The organism is Barnesiella intestinihominis YIT 11860 (assembly GCF_000296465.1).
Lineage (GTDB): Bacteria > Bacteroidota > Bacteroidia > Bacteroidales > Barnesiellaceae > Barnesiella > Barnesiella intestinihominis.
Window position 1 is genome coordinate 157,322 of the sequence record NZ_JH815206.1, and the last position, 19,024, is coordinate 176,345.

General features: G+C 46.1%; 14 protein-coding genes and 1 pseudogene. 11 read left to right on the forward strand and 4 right to left on the reverse strand.

Going from position 1 to position 19,024, the window contains the following annotated elements; translation table 11 throughout:
- Positions 1–72 precede the first annotated feature (72 nt).
- Together HMPREF9448_RS12635 and HMPREF9448_RS12640 are read left to right on the forward strand one after the other, a co-directional pair.
- Entirely contained in the window at positions 73–558 is a 486-nt protein-coding gene (locus tag HMPREF9448_RS12635) for a hypothetical protein (RefSeq protein ID WP_008862967.1), read from the forward strand.
- 57 nt (positions 559–615) lie between these two features.
- Positions 616–2,106, forward strand: a complete 1,491-nt coding sequence (locus HMPREF9448_RS12640; protein WP_008862968.1) for an acetyl-CoA hydrolase/transferase family protein — start codon at positions 616–618, stop codon at positions 2,104–2,106.
- 1,128 nt (positions 2,107–3,234) lie between these two features.
- Here HMPREF9448_RS12640 and HMPREF9448_RS12645 read toward each other — a convergent pair.
- Positions 3,235–5,217: a glucosamine-6-phosphate deaminase gene (locus HMPREF9448_RS12645; RefSeq protein WP_008862969.1), complete on the reverse strand. Its 1,983-nt coding sequence runs from the start codon at positions 5,215–5,217 to the stop codon at positions 3,235–3,237.
- A 179-nt stretch (positions 5,218–5,396) separates the two neighbouring features.
- Between HMPREF9448_RS12645 and nagB the strand changes: the two genes are divergently transcribed.
- Positions 5,397–6,206 carry a glucosamine-6-phosphate deaminase gene (gene nagB, locus HMPREF9448_RS12650; protein WP_008862970.1) on the forward strand — a complete coding sequence of 270 codons (810 nt, stop codon included), beginning with the start codon at positions 5,397–5,399 and terminating at the stop codon, positions 6,204–6,206.
- 68 nt (positions 6,207–6,274) lie between these two features.
- Here the strand turns inward: nagB and queG are convergent, their stop codons facing one another.
- The 3 genes from queG to HMPREF9448_RS12665 form a co-directional block, all read right to left on the reverse strand.
- Positions 6,275–7,228 (reverse strand): tRNA epoxyqueuosine(34) reductase QueG, encoded by a 954-nt coding sequence (queG, locus tag HMPREF9448_RS12655; protein ID WP_008862971.1) that lies wholly within the window; start codon positions 7,226–7,228, stop codon positions 6,275–6,277.
- Positions 7,203–7,811 carry a polysaccharide deacetylase family protein gene (locus HMPREF9448_RS12660; RefSeq protein WP_008862972.1) on the reverse strand — a complete coding sequence of 203 codons (609 nt, stop codon included), beginning with the start codon at positions 7,809–7,811 and terminating at the stop codon, positions 7,203–7,205. Before HMPREF9448_RS12660 ends, queG begins: the two co-directional genes overlap by 26 nt.
- A 79-nt stretch (positions 7,812–7,890) precedes the next feature.
- Complete coding sequence (locus HMPREF9448_RS12665) at positions 7,891–11,145, reverse strand: protein O-mannosyl-transferase family (protein ID WP_008862973.1); 3,255 nt, start codon at positions 11,143–11,145, stop codon at positions 7,891–7,893.
- A 296-nt stretch (positions 11,146–11,441) separates the two neighbouring features.
- Here HMPREF9448_RS12665 and HMPREF9448_RS12670 point away from each other — a divergent pair, with 296 nt between their 5' ends.
- From HMPREF9448_RS12670 to HMPREF9448_RS12700, 8 genes and pseudogenes are all read left to right on the forward strand, one after another.
- Positions 11,442–12,452, forward strand: coding sequence for an NAD-dependent epimerase/dehydratase family protein (locus HMPREF9448_RS12670; RefSeq protein ID WP_008862974.1), 1,011 nt, complete (start codon positions 11,442–11,444; stop codon positions 12,450–12,452).
- 70 nt (positions 12,453–12,522) lie between these two features.
- Positions 12,523–13,110 (forward strand): LOG family protein, encoded by a 588-nt coding sequence (locus HMPREF9448_RS12675; RefSeq protein ID WP_008862975.1) that lies wholly within the window; start codon positions 12,523–12,525, stop codon positions 13,108–13,110.
- A 2-nt stretch (positions 13,111–13,112) separates the two neighbouring features.
- Complete coding sequence (locus HMPREF9448_RS12680; RefSeq protein WP_008862976.1) at positions 13,113–13,991, forward strand: DUF4271 domain-containing protein; 879 nt, start codon at positions 13,113–13,115, stop codon at positions 13,989–13,991.
- On the forward strand, positions 13,988–14,737 hold the full coding sequence (locus HMPREF9448_RS12685; RefSeq protein ID WP_008862977.1) for a uroporphyrinogen-III synthase: 750 nt from the start codon (positions 13,988–13,990) through the stop codon (positions 14,735–14,737). The genes HMPREF9448_RS12680 and HMPREF9448_RS12685 overlap by 4 nt, the downstream gene beginning before the upstream one ends.
- 81 nt (positions 14,738–14,818) lie before the next feature.
- The gene (locus HMPREF9448_RS12690) at positions 14,819–15,217 is read left to right on the forward strand and encodes a ribonuclease P protein component (protein WP_008862978.1); all 399 of its coding nucleotides are present in this window, start codon (positions 14,819–14,821) and stop codon (positions 15,215–15,217) included.
- Positions 15,218–15,221: 4 nt separating this feature from the next.
- A pseudogene (yidD, locus tag HMPREF9448_RS14875) lies at positions 15,222–15,440 on the forward strand (membrane protein insertion efficiency factor YidD); the annotation flags it as partial.
- 51 nt (positions 15,441–15,491) lie between these two features.
- Positions 15,492–16,085, forward strand: a complete 594-nt coding sequence (locus HMPREF9448_RS14880) for a TatD family hydrolase (protein WP_262483674.1) — start codon at positions 15,492–15,494, stop codon at positions 16,083–16,085.
- A gap of 782 nt (positions 16,086–16,867) precedes the next feature.
- On the forward strand, positions 16,868–19,018 hold the full coding sequence (locus HMPREF9448_RS12700) for a TonB-dependent receptor plug domain-containing protein (protein ID WP_008862980.1): 2,151 nt from the start codon (positions 16,868–16,870) through the stop codon (positions 19,016–19,018).
- Positions 19,019–19,024 lie beyond the last annotated feature (6 nt).

The window sequence follows — 19,024 nt, forward strand, 5'->3', positions numbered from 1 at the left end:
ATTTATAGAGTCCTAAAATTTGGAAGATTCTCAATAAAACTCTATATTTGAGGACAAAATTACAAAAAAGAGATGGATTTTTCAGAGATAATCGTCACCATAATCATCAGTTTGGTCATTATCGCTATTAACGCCCTGGGATCAAAAAAGAAACAAGAGGTTAAAAACCAGCAGGGAGAACGACCTCTACAAGATACCGAATCCCATGAGACGACCGATGAACCGTGGGGCGAAACTCGGACTTTAACCATAGACGATATATTCAAAGAGCTGCGGAAAGCGAAAGAGGAAGCAGAGCAGGAAGACGACTATATCCCAAAAGCCAAGAAAAAGCCACAGACACAAATACTCGAAAGACCGGCAGAAAAAACGCCGGAACCGATAATCCCCTCCACAATGCCGGAGAAAGAAGGTGTAGCGGTTTTTACTCATACCGTGCCGCCTATAACATCGTTACACACCGATTACGATACTGCCGGAGAGAACCCTATCGATGTAAAGGACATAGATTGGCGTAAAGCCGTTATCGCATCGGAAATTCTAAATCGAAAATATTGAACCAGATAAAAACCTTAACCTTGAAATTTCTCAAAAACAACAAAATTTTTCGTAGATATGGCATTTAAATTTATCACCGCAGAAGAAGCGGCTGAATTCATTCATCACAACGACAATGTCGGATTCAGCGGATTTACCGCAGCAGGAACTCCCAAAGTAGTTTCCGTCGCTCTTGCAAAAAAAGCAGAAGCAGAGCATGCCGCAGGTCGCCCTTTCCAAATCGGAGTTTATACAGGAGCATCGACCAGTGATTACATTGACGGTGCTTTAAGTCGGGCAAAAGCAATCAAAAGCCGTACGCCTTATCAATCACACAAGGACTCACGCGAAGCGATCAACAACAACGAAATCGCCTATTTCGATTTACACTTGTCTCACCTTGCTCAAACCCTTCGTTACGGATTTCTCGGTAAAGTAGATGTCGCCGTCATAGAAGCGACCGATGTGACCCCCGACGGCGAAATTTTATTAGGGCCCGGTGTAGGCGCCACACCGACTTTCTGCTCTCTTGCCGAAAAAATAATTATCGAGTTGAACCACCATGATCCCAAAGAGCTGCGTGGCATGCACGATATATATCAACCATTGGACCCGCCCTATCGTCGGGAAATTCCCATCTATAAACCGAGCGACCGTATCGGTGTACCTGTTGTCAAAGTAGACCCGAAAAAAATCATCGGTATCGTCGAAAGCGACAAACGCGACGGCGTGAAACCATTCGCTCCGGTAGACGAGGTTACCATGAAGATAGGAAACAATGTCTGCAACTTCCTCGCACAACAATTAAAATCGGGCTTGATTCCTCCCCAGTTCCTGCCTTTGCAGTCGGGTGTAGGAAACATCGCCAACGCTGTTTTGGCCTGCTTAGGTTCGAATCCCGACATTCCAGCCTTCGAAATGTACACCGAAGTCGTACAGGATGCCGTTATCGATTTGATGAAAGAGGGAAAATGTAAATTCGCCAGCAGCTGCTCCCTCACCGTGAGCGACGACAAGTTAAACGAGGTATTCCAAAATATCGGATTCTTCCACGACAAAATCATACTTCGTCCGGGAGAAATCACCAACAACCCCGAAGTCGTACGCCGTCTGGGACTGATTACAATGAATACAGCTCTCGAAGCAGATATCTTCGGTAACGTAAACTCCACGCACGTCACAGGAACCAAGATGATGAACGGCATAGGCGGCTCGGGCGACTTCACACGCAACGCTTATCTGTCGATATTTACTTGCCCTTCGACAGCCAAAGGCGGAAAGATAAGCGCCATCGTCCCTATGGTATCGCACCTCGACCACAGCGAACACTCGGTACAGGTACTCATTACCGAACAAGGTGTCGCCGATTTGAGAGGGAAATCGCCCATTCAACGGGCTCACGCCATTATCGAAAACTGCGCTCACCCCATGTACAAAGAACTGTTATGGGATTACCTTAAACTGGGTAAAGGGCACACGCCTCACCGCCTGAACGCCGCATTCGCATTCCACAACGAATTTTTGAAATCGGGCGACATGGCTCTTACCAACTGGGCCGATTACGAATAAATCTATTTAGGACCCGTAAGTGGAAGCAGCATAACGCTTGCTTCCACTTACGTTTTTTCTATTCGACCACCTCTGTACAAATACATGAAAACACGACTCTCGTATTAAACGACCACGATACAAACAAAGCATATTATCCTCGTTTTATTACTTTCAATACTCCTAACGGCTTGTCTGCAATGGAAAAAGCAGAAAACCGACATTACCACAGCAAATCAACCGGAAGCCACAGAGTCTGACAACGGCACAATAGTAAGTCAGTGTGAGCAGCCACGATTTTTATCGCTAAAATTCTTGTCGATAACCACATTCCAGACTTTTGGGAGAGATTGATTCTTGCTTAATTAAACCTCCTCCATTGCCGTGTCCCACAATACTACGGGACACGGACAGGGGAAGAGATATATATACTACCCTGTTCCTGCTGTTGAAGGCATTCACCCTTCTCCCCTGTGTTTTGCCCAGCAAAATATAGGGGAGAGACAGAGGAGCGGTAGCGACGAGGAGAGGGGTTGGAAAGATGGCATATAGTATTTTTGTAGAATTAACCCCTCCGTCACTACGTGACACCTCCCCTATATTTTGTTTGCCAACAAAACACAGGGGGAGGAATTTTAACTCCCTCTCACCGCATTGTCTTAGCGAATAAGATAGATTGCGTTTACCCTTCGTACCCTATTGCATTAGCCAAAAAGTGACGGAGGGGTTGAAAAACACTATTTCGTCAGGCTGTTTGTATCAGATTTTAACCCCCTCACCCTGTGGGCACTCCCCCTATATTCCTTGCAGGAACACCCCGCAATACTACGGGACACGGCAGGGGGAGAGGGAGATACACCACGCTCCTATTATCGAAAGTGTCCTGAGTTTTGCCGCAAAACATAAAAGAAGAGGTTTGAAAAACCACACCAATGGTGTCACACTCCCGCCATTCTAAAAGGAGTGTGAAATCCAGCAATGCCGTAAAACACAACAAGGAGAAGATTTAAAGGACAAACCCTACTGATTACCCATATTGTCAGTCGTACCGGATAGAAACTTGGAATTGAACGAAACCAAAACACCCATCAAATAAGAAGGAGGAAGCTGTCCGCTTCCTCCTTCTTCTATACCAAGATAACCGTTAAACTATCGAATGGGGTGATATTCCACAAAAGCCTCTATGGCCTCGTACGAAGCCAACCCTAAGCTGGCATAAAGATCGGCCGTAGCTTTGTTGCGGTCTTCGGCACGTTGCCAGAACAGACGTTCGTCATCTCCCAAGAAAGGAGCACTCTCCATCTGCGACTGGTGTTTGAGGATAGAGTTACGTTTCTGACGCAATTCCTCGGGGCTAAGAGGAACGGCCATTTCGATATGGTCGATTTCCCATTCGGCCCATGCACCACGGTACATCCAGATGCGACAATCTTTCATCCAATCTTCGTCCTTGATTTCGTCGATAGCGGCGAGAACGGCATCGAGACAAACTTTGTGAGTTCCGTGCGGGTCGGCCAAATCGCCGGCAACGAAAATCTGATGGGGTTTCACCGATTCGATCAAATCTTTTACAATTTGTATATCGGCTTCGGAGAGATCGCCTTTTTTAATGGTTCCGGTCTCATAGAACGGCAGGTTGAGGAAGTGTACGTTCTGCGGTTTAATACCGATATAGTTACATGCCGTACGTGCCTCGCCCTGACGAATCATCGTCTTGATGAAACGAATATCGGGCGTATCGGATTCCCCGTCTTTCTTCTTACCGATGAATTTATGTATCTCGTTGCTTTTCTTCAAAAGCTCGGGAGTATCGAATTTGAATTTCTTGGCAATGTTGTCGATCAGCATGATGTAACGCATCATATCTTCGTCACCCACGGCGATATTACCCGAAGTTTCGTATGCTACGTGTACATCGTGTTTCTGGTCGGCCAATCGTTTGAGTGTGCCGCCCATCGAAATCACATCGTCATCGGGGTGCGGGCTGAATACGATCACTCGTTTGGGATAAGGTTTGGCACGCTCCGGACGGAATGTATCGTCGGCGTTGGGTTTTCCTCCGGGCCAACCGGTAATCGTGTGTTGTAACGAATTGAAGATGCGGATATTGACATTATAGGCCGATCCGAAAAGGGCTACCAATTCGCTCAATCCATTGTCGTTGTAATCCTTGTCGGTTAATTTCAAGATGGGTTTTCCCGTCACCTTGCATAACCAAACGATAGCCCGACGAATGAGCTTCTCGTCCCATTCGCACGACGTTACCAGCCACGGACGACTGATACGCGTCAAAGCCTCGGCAGCCGACAAATCGAGCACGATTTTCGCCCGACGGTGGGTTTGCAGGAACGAAGAGGGTATCAAATCGGTAATGTCACCTTCGATCGTACGTTTCACGATGTTGGCCTTATTTTCACCCCAAGCGACACAAACGATACGACGAGCCGACATCAAATTGGATATACCCAACGTAACGGCGCTGCGGGGAACATTCTCGCTCGAATTGAACTGCGACGATGCCATGTGGCGAGCATCGCTACCGAGCAGCATCAGACGGCAGGAAGAGTTGAGCTGCGAACCCGGTTCGTTAAATGCCAGATTTCCGACCGCACCGATCTCGCACAAAGCTAAATCGATACCACCGCAAGCCTCTATTTCTTCTTCGTAATTTTTACAATACTGGTACACATCTTCTTTCGATACCAACTTACCGGGCGAATGAATATTCTCGGGATCGATATTCACCTTGTCGAGCAACAGCTCTTTCAACAGGCTCATCGTCCCGGGAGCTCCTTCTGCCAAAGGATAATATTCCCCGATATTGAATACTATGACATTCGAGAAACTGACTTCGCCGGCCTGATACATGCGTACCAATTCGGCATAAACGGCGTGAGTACCGACACCCGAACCCAAAGCGAGCACACAATGACGATGCTCTGCCTTGCATTTCTGTATCAATTCCGCTACGTCATGAGCTACATACACCGACCCTTCCTCAGAGCCTTCGAAGATTTTGGTGTAAACTTTCTCGTCTCGTGTAAGAGCCGCAAGTTCCAACTCACCATCAGGAGCATAATACCTTTTGGGTATCCGATCCAGTTTAATCTGAGAACTTAGATTTGTTTTCATCGCGATAGTTTTTTTAAGTTACAAACTTAATGATTCCTTTACACTTTTTCCACACAAAAAAGGTAAAAAATCACGGAATCACTTTCGATTTTTAGAAAAATACACAAAATTTTCACATACACATCTGTACTTCCCAAAAAATGATTACTTTTGGGGAAAGCTAAAATTATATACAAATCATGAGACTGATTATCGAACCAACCTATGATGCAGTTTCTCGTTGGGCCGCTAATTATGTGGTATCGTGCATCAATAAGTTCAAGCCGACAGAGGATAAACCTTTCGTACTGGGTCTTCCCACAGGGTCGTCGCCTCTGGGCATGTATAAACATTTGATAGAATTGAACCGTAAAGGTGTCGTTTCGTTCCGTAATGTCGTGACTTTCAACATGGACGAATATTGCAATCTGCCCGAAGACCACGAACAAAGTTACCATACGTTCATGTGGAGCAATTTCTTCTCCCACATCGATATTCGCCCGGAAAACGTGAATATACTCAACGGCAACGCTGCCGACCCCAAAGAAGAATGCGCCCGCTATGAAGCCAAAATAGCATCTTACGGGGGTATCGAACTGTTCCTCGGCGGTGTAGGTCCCGACGGCCATATCGCTTTTAACGAACCGGGGTCTTCGTTAACGTCACGCACCCGCGTAAAAACACTGACCCAAGACACAATTATCGCCAACTCCCGTTTCTTCGGAGGCGATACCCATCTTGTTCCCAAAACGGCTCTCACCGTAGGTGTCGGTACTATCATGTCGGCCCGGAATGTCCTTATCATCGTTAACGGGCACAACAAAGCCAAAGCCTTGCAACAAGGCGTAGAAGGCGGCATTTCCCAAATGTGGACGATCACGGCTCTGCAAATGCACCCCAAAAGCATCATTGTCTGCGACGACGCCGCAACGGCCGAATTGAAGGTGGGTACTTACAAGTATTTCCTCGACATCGAGAAAAACAACCTCGACCCTGACAGCTTATTATAGGACTTGTCTTAATCACATAATAAGAGAGGCTTCGCCGTGGCGAAGCCTCTCTTAATTTATACATAACATCATTCTATGGGGGACTTTCTGTTTTTCTTCCAAATCTCGAAATTTCGTTTCAGTCCGGCATACTTAGCTCTTTTGACAGCCGAATGGCGAAATATCCGATTGAAATCATCGGGTGTCATCGTTTCGAATCGGGAAGCATCGAGAGCAAGAAATTCTTCGCTGGGTGCAAATTCGTGATGCACAGAAGGTCGAGCCGATTTATTCCACGGGCAACATTGCTGACAGGTATCGCATCCATATACCCGATCGCCCATTCTATCGGCTACGAAAGGAGCTATATCCCCCTTGTTCTCGATGGTTTGACAAGAGATACACAGGCGGGCATCCACACTCCCCGGAGCGTACAACGCCCCGGTGGGACAACTGTCCATACAACGAGAACAATCGCCACATCGAGCAACGACCGGACTATCGGGAGGAAGATCCAAAGAAGTTATCAATTCTCCCAAGAAGAAGAAAGAGCCTTTACCGGGAATAATCAACTGGGCATTTTTCCCGATAAAGCCGAGACCTGCACGAACCGCCCAATAACGTTCCCGCACCGGAGCCGTATCGCAACAGACCCTCCCCGTATCCCCAGAATAGGACGAAACAAAAACGGCCAACTGCCTCAGCTTATCCCGCATCACATCGTGATAATCCCAACCATAGGCATAATAAGCGAACCGGGGACTTTCACCAGACTGAAAGCGAACCGGATAGTAGTTGAGTGCCACACAAATCATCGTGCGGGCTCCGGGATATAACAACGCCGGATTATCCCTCAACTCCACATAATTGTCCAAATAACCCATTTGCGCCTGTTTCCCGGAAGCGAGCCACTGCCGGTAGCTATCGCGCATATCGACATCGACCTCTTCCACCCTTGCGAAGCCACAGGCATCGAAACCGATACGCAAAGCTTCGTTTCGTATGATCTCACGCCATTCAGAGGGTTTTGAACAAGAAGCCATTCTCTCTAAGCCAATTTATCGTCCTCGGCAACGCATAGTGCAAGTTTCGCTCTGCCTTAATCGAATCGTGAAACACGATGATGGAACCGTTGCGGGCATAACGTTTCACATTGCCGAACACCTGCTCACCCGACAATTTATTACTATAATCGCGCGTCACGACGTCCCACATGATAATGCTGAAATCTTTCTTCAACAATTTGGCTTGTCCGGGTAACATGTGACCATGAGGGGGGCGAAACAACCGACTTTGAATAAGGTCGTGAGCATTCATGACATTCCGCACGTATTTTTCGGGAGACATCGACATTCCCTTCACGTGATTCATCGTATGATTCCCCACTTGATGCCCTCTGTCCCTGATCACCTGAAACAGATTGGGATTACGCGCGACATTGTCACCGACACAAAAAAACGTAGCTTTCACTTCGTAGTAATCGAGTACATCGAGAACCCACGGAGTAACTTGCGGAATGGGACCGTCATCGAAAGTGAGATATACGGTCTTTTTATCTCCCGGTATACGCCAAATCGTTTCGGGAAACAACATGCGATAAAAAAACGGGGGTTGCTCTATAAACATAACAAGTATATAACTGAAAAACGGGAGAGATCCGGAAAAGTATTTTTCCGACACCTCTCCCGAAAAGAATGTCTTTTATTTATTCTCGAATAGCAAATTTTTCTTCTATTCTTTTCTGTAATTCGGGAAGCTCATAAGATGTACTCATTTCATGTATCGCCTGAATGATATACAGATGTTTCTGATAATCGCTTCCTACGGAACGAAGCTGACCGGAAGTCAAGTCTTTATACCAATTCAGGTATCCGGCCGAATTGTCGAGTATCTCGGTCAACAAAGCCTCGCCTTTCGTTTTCTCTCCCAAATCGAGATAGGACTGCGCCAGCGAAATGGAGGTAAGGTCGTGAGTCACTTGCCAACCCGGAATCTTCTCCATAATCAAATCCAGTGCGGTCAATGCCTTATCGTTTTTCCCTTCGGCAATGAGTTGAACGACCAAATCGCCGAACATCATGCGATGCGTGTTGCACATGCGACGTACATTTTCGTCGAGATATAACGGGTGCTCGGGAGTTGCTTTATCGATTCCTCCCCAACGGAATTTATTGACCATATTGTCATACATCTTATCCGTATCGATGTTGTTGGAAACACCTTTCAAAGGAACGACCTGATAAGCCAGTCCGGTACGGGAGAAATAATCTTCCAAGCCCAGATAGTAACTACTACCCACCGTCACGGCAAAATAAACCGGACGTTTCCAACCTTGCATGGCATTGGTGTTGATAATGTCCAACGAAGCTATTTCACTCATCGTAAAACCTCGCTTATCGGCAAAATCGGGAACAATGCGAGAAACGATACTATCTTTCAACTCAGGCGCTACCGTACCCGAAGCGACGGCCGCATCGGCGTTTACCGGGATATAGAGCTTGTTCGTGGGTAAATGGTTCAACTTTCCGTATCCGGGAACATCTTTCGTCCAATCCTCATCGCTATACAAATAGTCCAATCCATCGCTTACCGTAATAGAATCGGCCAACCGATTGATTACATAATTATAGGAACGAACGTCATAGGCGTATTTCGACTCATCGGCCGAAATGGGCAGCGGCGCCGATTCGTAGGCCGGACGTTTCATCTGGTCGATATACCAGTCGGTCTGTAAATAAGACAAATTGCAAACCCTTACATCGGTGCGATACCCTTCCACCTCCTGCACGTACCACAAGGGGAAAGTATCGTTATCGCCATTGGTAAAGATGATACCGTTTTCATCGACACTCGACAGATAGTTCATACCGAAATCGCGACAAACATATCGTCCCGAACGGTCGTGGTCGTCCCACGTCTGGCTTACCATCTGCAAGGGCACACACAAACATAGCAGCGCAGCCACAGCAGCGGTAATCGTACTCACGGGTTTTTCGTCGGTCGTTTTCAACAGATAATTCAATCCTCTCCACACGGCCGCAACACCCAATCCTATCCAGATAGCGAATGCGTAGAACGAACCGGCGTAGGCATAATCCCGTTCACGAGGCTGATAGGGGGTTTGATTCAAATAAATCACAATCGCTATACCGGTCATGAAGAACAGGAAGAATGTCACCCAAAAACTTTCGATACCTTTCTTACCGGAAAATGCCTGATAGAACAACCCGATCAGACCCAACAAAAGGGGCAGCATATAAAAGACGTTACGCCCTGCATTATTCTTCAAATCGTCGGGCAGATTGGTCTGGTCTCCCGCAATATGCTTGTCGATAAAATTGAAGCCACTGATCCAATTTCCGTTTTGCACCTCTCCATGTCCCTGTATATCGTTTTGTCGTCCGGCGAAGTTCCACATGAAATAACGCCAATACATGTAGTTCAACTGATAATCGAGGAAGAAAGCGAGATTCTCGGCAAAAGTGGGTTTCATGACCGTTTTAGTTCCTTCGGAAGTTCTCACCTGTACCGGACGACCTTTAAAATTAGTCCACTCTTTATATGCCGATATATGTTCCGATTTATCGCTATACATACGCGGGAACAGCATGTTCAACTCGGGTTGATACTCGTAATGTTCGTTATATCCGGTGACTATATAACGGTCTGCCTCGTCCTCCGATGTTTTCAGTTTTTTCTTCCAAATGGCTTTGCCCTTTGTCGATATGGCAGTCCCGTTGGCATCACGAGCGATTTCGGCCGGGAAAGTCTGTCCATAGAACAAAGGCCTGTCGCCATACTGTTCGCGGTTGAGATAACCGCCCAAACTAAATATATCTTCGGGCGAATTTTGATCCATCGGGGTATTGGCCGTCGAACGAATCACAATCAGCGCATACGAAGAATAACCGATAAAAATAACGAACAACGACAACAATATCGTATTCATGGCGACTACCGCCAGCTTTTTACGAGTAAACAAATAATAAGCCAACGCAGCCGTAAGGACAATACCGATAATATACCCGTCGCCGATAAAAGGAATACCCACCAATACGATACTTATCAAAAACGAAATCTTGATGAGCTTATCGCTGCGTTGAGCATACGTCTCATAAATGGCCCAAGCGATAACCCCGACAATGAGGAAGAAATAAAAAACCACTCCGCTGTTGAACGGTAAATGGAAAACATTGACGAACAACAATTCGACCCAACTGGCAACCTCGACAAAACCCGGAACCAGACCGTAAAGCAGAAGCACGATCAACACGAACGATACCAACAGGGCAATTAAAGAACCCTTTAAATCGGTATTTTTATACTTACGGTAATAATAAACCAATACGATGGCCGGGATACACAAAAGATTCAACAGGTGAACCGCAATCGAAACTCCTATGATATAGGCTATCAAAATAATGTAACGGTTGGCATGCGGCAGGTCGGCCACGCTTTCCCATTTGAGGATAAGCCAAAACACCAATGCGGTACAGAACGACGAATAGGCATAAACTTCGCCTTCCACCGCCGAGAACCAAAATGTATCGGACCACGCATAGGCCAAAGCTCCTACCAACCCGCAACCGAGAATTGCAATCATCTGCCCGAGCGACATCGTCTCTTCTGTCTCTCCCTCACGCAAAACGATCTTCTGCGCCAAACGGGTGATCGTCCAGAACAACAACAGTATGGTGGCAGCGCTTAACAACCCCGACATAAGGTTTACCATATAGGCGACCTCGGAGGGAGAAGAAGCAAAATTGGCAAAGAATCGCGCCGTCAACATAAATATGGGATTACCCGGCGGGTGACCCACTTCCAACTTATAACCCGATGCTATAAACTCACCACAGTCCCAAAAACTGGCCGTGGATTCCAAAGTAAGGATATAGGTAACCGCTGCGATAACAAAGACTACCCACCCCAAAACATTGTTCAGTAATTTGTACCGTTTCATTTGTTATATTTATAATTTTTTCCTTTCATCTCGACCGAAAACATCGGGTCCTTGTAATCCGCAACAAAGACAACACACCCGACGGCAAAAACAAATCCATTTCGTCAATCATCGAAATCCGGTTCATTTTCACATTCCGGCCACAAAAATATTGCAAAGATAACAAAGATTGTCAATCTCCCCTCTTTATAAACTTTTTATAATAGTTTATCGGCTATATTTCACAAAATAACAGTATCGCTAATCCCATTTACAAGGTTTCTTATTACTTTTACACGCACAAACAAACAGCGTTTATGAGCATGAAAATTTTGATTACCGGAGCCGGCGGATTCATCGGCGGATTTATCGTCGAAGAGGCGCTGTCGCGAGGGTACGAAACTTGGGCGGGTGTGCGCAAAACGACTTCTCGCGAGCATCTTTCCGACCCCGCAATCCGCTTTATCGACTTCAATTACGGTAACAAAAAAATTCTTACCGACCAACTACTATCGCATAAAGGGGAATACGGAGCATGGGACTATATCGTTTATAATCTGGGAGTTACAAAATGTAAAAATCCCGATGACTTCGATCGAATCAACTACGGCTTTGTGAAAAATTTCACCGAAGCCCTCGTCGAAACAGAAATGGTTCCTAAACAATTCATCATGACGAGCAGCCTCGGAGCATGGGGAGTCGGCGACGAAAAAAACTTCACCCCCATACGCCCCACCGACACCCCTCACCCCAATACCCGATACGGAAAAAGCAAGCTGAAAGCCGAGCGACATTTAGAATCGTTGGAAGGATTCCCCTACGTGGTCATGCGTCCCACCGGAGTATATGGCCCCTATGAGCGAGATTACTACCTGATGATGAAAAGTATCAAATACGGATTCGATTTCATCGTCGGGTTCAAACCTCAACTCATCACCTTCATTTACGTGAAAGATTTGGTACAAGCTATCTTCAAAGCCATAGACCGGGGAGTCGTTCGGCGGGGGTACTTCCTCTCGGAAGGAAAAGCATACACTTCGTCCCAGTTTCGCCGATATGTAGCGACCGCTTTGGGAAAGCGCAGGGTTGTCCCTGTCAAAATTCCGGTGTGGTTGCTTTGGGTCGTATCGGTCATTGCCGAAAAAGGAGCTATCGTGCTGGGAAAAACCAGCACATTAAATCGGGATAAATTCCGTATCATGAAACAACGCAACTGGATTTGCGATATTTCGGACGCTCAAAACGAGCTCGGTTTTTCTCCGCAATACAGCTTGGAACGAGGCGTGAACGAATGCGTGAAATGGTATCGCGAAAACAAATGGTTATAACGTCGCTTGTGCCGAAGGGTTCTCTTTCGGGAAAAAGCGTTAACTTTGCAACCGATTCAAATACGTGACAATGAAAAAGATAAAATCGGTTTGCGTTTATTGCGCATCCAGCTCAAAAATAAATCCTCGCTATTTCGAAGCCGCCCGCGAAACAGGCAGACTTCTCGCACAAAACGGAATGCGATGCGTTTGCGGCGCCGGCAATCAAGGTCTGATGGGTACTCTGGCCGACAGTGTTCTCGAAAACGGAGGCGAAGTATTGGGTGTAATACCCCGGTTTATGATCGACGAAGGTTGGTGTCATAAGGGTTTGACCGAGACCATCGTAACCGCCGACATGCATGAACGGAAAGAACGCATGGCACAAGAAGCCGATGCCGTCATCGCTTTACCGGGCGGTTGCGGAACGATGGAAGAGCTCTTCGAGATAATCACATGGAAACAACTCGGACTGTTTCTCAACCCCATCGTCATATTGAACATAGACGGATACTATAACCCGTTGATAGAAATGCTTCATAACGCCATCGGCGAAAACTTCATGAGGCAGGAGCACGCCCGCATGTGGCAAGTCGCACAGACCCCCCAAGAAGCTGTCGACGCTATTCAAAACATGCCCGTATGGGATAAAAACATTCGCAAAATCGCAGCCATATAATCATGCCTGTCCCCGCCGCACATACCGCCATTCCCGCCGATACCGCGCAAGCCCAGTCGCCCGCCGGTACTCCCGAGGTTTTCGTGCCGCGATACATACATGGATTCGAGCGAAGTACTCCCTTGAAAGAGACCGATCCGCTGAAAGACCTGCAAGAAACCATAATCGCCATACCCGAAGGATTCCCGTCTGAAAAAATACCCGAAACACCCATGAACGATCCCGTAATCGTCGGCCTCGTTCTCATTGTTTTCTTACTGTTCGCTTTCACGTTCAAAAAAGGAATCAAATATTTGGGTGAAGTGCTCCGCAATTCGCTCAACGTAAAGGAGAGACAAAACCTGTTCGACGATACTACCGTGAGAGAAACCCAACTCCGGGCCGTATTGTTGATCATGACTTTCATCTCCGAAGGCTTCTGCCTATTCGAACTTGTAAGTCGGCATATACCTTCCCTATCCGAAATGATCGGAATAGGGATTTGTTGCGGAGGAGTCATCGCATTTTGTTATTATTACCTTCAAAAATGGATTTATACCGGAATCGGGCGGTTATTTACCGATGCCACACATACCCGTAAGTGGATAGACAGCTTCGTATCGATCAATTCCTTGATAGGCATTCCTCTCGCCTTGTCGATACTCGCGATGACCTTCATTCCTCCTTTGGAAAAAATCATGTTCGTCACAGCGGCACTTATCTATCTAATCTCTCGTATCTTGTTTATTTATAAAGGGTTTAAGATTTTTTACCGCAATATATTAGATTTATTCTATTTTATTGTGTACCTTTGTGCCCTCGAAATCACCCCCCTATTTTGGGTATATAGATCAAGTATATTGATATATAATTTTGTCGAACTAAAAATACAGCAGCTTTGAAAATTAAGAAAATTCTTGTTTCTCAGCCCAAGCCGAGTTCCGAAAAATCTCCCTACTACGATATTGCAGAAAAATATGGTGTAAATATCGTTTTTCGTCCTTTTATCAAAGTAGAAGGTCTGACCTCCAAAGAATTCAGACAGCAGAAAATATCCATACCCGAGTACACTGCCGTTATTTTCACGGCACGCACCGCTATTGACCATTTCTTCCGTCTGTGCGAAGAACTGCGTGTTACCATACCGGAAACGATGAAATACTTCTGTACGACAGAGGCCATCGCCCTTTATTTACAGAAATACATCATCTATCGCAAACGCAAAATATTTTTCGGGAACTCTGGAAAGCTGGACGACTTAGTGCCTTCGTTGCTCAAACACTCCGGCGAAAAATTCCTCTTCCCGGTTTCCGATGTACATAAAGAGCAAACTTCTGTATTAGAGAAGCATAAAATCAACTATACGAAGGCCATTATGTATCGTACCGTAAGCAACGACTTCGGGCCCGATGAACCGTTCGATTACGATATGCTTCTGTTTTTCAGCCCATCGGGTATCAAATCGCTGACCAAGAATTTCCCCGATTTCAAACAAGACGACATAAAAATCGGGACATTCGGCCCCACTACGGCACAAGCCGTACGGGATGCCGGCTTGAGACTCGACATCGAGGCTCCGTCACCCGGAGCTCCGTCGATGACCGCAGCCTTAGACCTCTTCTTAAAAGAACAAAGTAAAAAGAAATAAACCCTTTTTTACCTCAAACCCGAACCTCATAATCGTCTTTTACCGGAAGGAGGCGCTTATGAGGTTTTATTTTCAAAACCGATGAACGACCACAAACTCCCCAAAAACGAAAAGTTGTGTAGCCGAACGGCAATCGACCGACTGTTTGCCGAAGGGAGTTCTTTTATCGTCTATCCGATTCGTGTCGTTTATCGCATAGACGACAGCGAAAGCGCTCCGCCACGTTTCTTTATCAATATCCCCAAACGGAACTTTAAACGCGCCGTCAAACGGGTATATTTGCGTCGCCGGATAAGAGAAGCCTATCGGCTTAACAAGCAGATTCTGACAGAACCGCTATCGCGGCAAAGCCGAACCGCACATTTAGCCTTTCTTTACCTCGATAAAAACTTGAACGATTTTCATTTTATAGAGAAGAAAGTCGTTGAAATTCTGGAACGTCTGGCCCGGAAAATAGAATCGCAACAAACCCCGTCCTGACGTCATGAAAAAACTGCTATCGGCCATACTCCTGCTTCCTATCCGTTTTTACAAGGCATGTATTTCCCCCATGCTACCTCCATCGTGCCGATATGTACCCACCTGTTCGCAATATGCTATCGATGCCATACAGATACATGGCCCGTTAAAAGGTTTGTGGCTGACCGTCAAACGTATCCTGAGCTGTCACCCGTGGGGTGGTAGCGGTTACGATCCCGTCCCGATTAAAACGCCGACCGATATTCACACGCACCACGACCACTACGGAGCCATCATTAGCACGACCCCCGAAGAGTTCCACCCCGAACCGGGAAAGTTCTACTCCGTCGGGATGCACCCGTGGAGCCTGACCTCCCGCTCCAAAGAAACATTCCCTCTGCTGGAAACGATCGTACGAAACGAGCAAGTCGTGGCGATCGGCGAGACGGGACTCGACAGACTCAAAAGCGGAGTCGGCTATGAAGAACAATCGGAATACTTCAAACATCACATATATCTCTCTGAAAAGTGGCACAAGCCACTCGTCATACACGCCGTCAAAGCATACGACGACATAATCCGCATCCATAAAGCAGAAAAACCTAAACAACCGTGGATTATACACGGATTCAGAGGGAAACCCGAAACCGCAGGGCAGCTGATTCGAGAAGGGCTATATCTCTCCTTCGGAGAATATTACAACCACGAATCTTTGAAATCCGTACCACTCGACCGCCTGTTTTTAGAAACAGACGAGGGCAACATGCCTATCGATAAACTATATAGGAAAGCGGCACGCATACGTAATCTCTCGACTCACCGATTACGCAAATCGATAAAGGAAAACATCTCGCGAATCTTTACGTTTTCCCCGCAATCCCGACAATAAGACTAAACTACTATTCCCTCCTGCTTATCATTCGCTTGTATTACCGACTCGACTCACATCACGATTCAGTAGAAAATCCGTGGGGATAGCCCTGAATTTTAGCGAATGAGATGGATTATATATCTCCTCCTCTGGTGTGGCGTTAGCCATATAGGGGAAGTGGCACATAGTGACGGAGGGGTTAAACAATACAACAATCGAACAATCTTTCTAACCCCTCTCCTCAGAAACTACCGTTCCTTCGGTCTCTCCCCTATATTTTGCACTGCAAAACACAGGGGAGAAAGAGCAATACCAACAGCAGTAACAAAATTAAGTCCCCCCTCTCTCCCTGCCATGCCCCGTAGTATTACAGGGAGTTGCAAAACAACATAGGGAGAAAAGGCTACTTTTCAATCCTCTCCCCCTGTGTTTCCGAAGAAATATAGGGGGAGTGCCCGTAGGGCGAGGGGGGTTAAAAAGATTATATAGGGGTAGAAATATAAAAAGACAGTCCTCACTAATTATCTACTGAGCCCACATACCTTTGTCGAGAACACGAAAATAGGATGCAATCCGGAATGAAAAACAGGCGAGTTCTCTTTTTCCGATACTCATCTTTCACTATCTTTGTAACTATGAAGATAGGTGCGGTTCGGCATAGTCAAGTCGGAAATAGGATTTCCGTTTGCCTCAGCACTCACCTTTCGCTATCTTTGCATAAAATGAATAACGGATTGTTCTACGACAGAAATACCTAAATTGCGTCTGTCTTCGCTCACATTATTTTTTAAGAAAAAACTGTGTATCAAAAAATCACGATATTCCTATTAGTCGCATTGAACTGCTTCTCCAGCTTTTCCCAATCTGTCGAAAAAAAGGACACGACAGATACTCGCCATACGCTGAAAGAAGTAGAAATAACAGCTTGGCAACAACGGAAAATCTTGTCGGGCCTTCTTTCCGGGAAAATAAAATTGAATGTCGCCGAACTAAACACCTTGCCTCGTTTTTTGGGTGAAACCGATGCTTTAAGAACCATGAAGCTAATGCCGGGTGTATTGACTACCGGAGAACTAAACTCGGGATTTTATGTGCGAGGAAGCGAATCATCTCACAACCAGATACTTCTGAACGGAGCTCCCATATACAATGCTATGCACATGCTGGGTTTTTTCTCGGTATTCAATAGTGGGCACATGAATACCTTTACACTTTATAAATCTCACCTCGACGCCTCCAAAGGCGGTAGGCTATCCGCAACTCTCGATATGCAAACACGAGACACACTCGTCTCCAAACCGACTGTTTCCGGTAACATCGGAATAATCGCCTCGCAAGCTACGGTAGCTTTACCCCTCGGAAAGAAAGTTTCGGTATATCTGTCGGGGAGAAAAACCTATCTGGGACTTTTGGTAAAACCTCTTACAACCAAAATGACCGACACTCCGGTCGATTATGATTTCGAAGATTATAATGCCACTTTCGTATTCCAACCTTCGGAAAAAGATAAAGTAACCGCTAATTTTTATTACGGAAGCGATTACCTCGATATCGAAACCGGCATATACCAAACAGAAGGACGTATCAAATGGAGCAATATAGCAGCTTCGATACTGTGGAACAGGCCATTAGGGAGAATCGGAGAGATGACTCATACATTCTACATCACTCGGTATAAAAACAGACTGAGCATTTCTCAAAATCAATTTACAGCTTGGCTTCCTTCCGAAATTACCGATTACGGATATAAAAATATCTTCTCCTTTCGGGAAGAAAAATTTCTCGGTACATACGGGCTGGAATATGTATATCATCACATGTATCCTCAAATTGTGGAAACACAAGGCGCTTATACCATACACACCGACCCGGACAGTCGGTTATATCGCATACACGAAGGCGCTCTATTCATAAATGGCAAATACTTTTTCTCCCCCCGTCTATCGGCAGAAGCTGGATTAAGATATAGCGGAACGGCTCAATTCGGAAAGTTCAATTACCATACCTACCGACAAGGAGAAATTATCAACACTCAAACTTATGGAAAAGGAGAACTCATCAAGTTCTACGGAGGTTTCGAACCGAGAATTGCCCTTTATTTCCTACCGGGAAGCAACCAACGGATCTCATTAAGCTATAACCTCACCCGACAATATATCGGGCAAGTATCTTCTTCGAGTATCGGATTTCCTACCGATTTCTGGATGCCGGCATCTCGCAACATTCCGCCCCAACGAGCGCATTCTTTTTCTGCCGGGTACAGCATAGCTCTCGACCAAGACAACTACGAATTTTCATCGGAGCTTTACTACAAACGGCTGCACAACCAAATGGAATCGGCCGGAGCCCTCATCGACATGATCAGTCAACAATATATTATCGAAGACAAAATCTATATCGGCGGGGGATATAACTACGGTATGGAACTCATGCTTCGAAAAAACCGAGGTCGATTGACCGGCTGGATAGGGTATGCTCTCGGCTGGGCATATCGCCACACAGCACAAATAAACGACGGAAAACCTTATCCGGCCAAACAAGACCGGCGACACGACCTATCGATCGTAGCCAATTACAGAATAAACCGCCGTTGGGATTGCTCCGCCGTCTTTGTCTATGCAACGGGAAATGCCCTCACCATGCCCGAAAGCATGTATCTTGTCGGAGAAAATGCCGTTTGCGAATATGGACCGCATAACGGCGGGCGCATGCCGGCTTATCACAGACTCGATCTATCGGCGAATTACTGGATTTCCAAAAAGAAGAACACCGAGCAAGTCATAAATATCTCCTTATATAATGCTTACAACCGAAATAATCCTGCATATTTGGCTGTCGACATCATACAAGACAAAGATAAAAATGGTAAAAAAGACCAACTGATTATCCGTAAGAGGGGAAAATCCATTTACGGAATCATACCCTCTATCAGTTATTCATTTAAATTTTAAACTTTC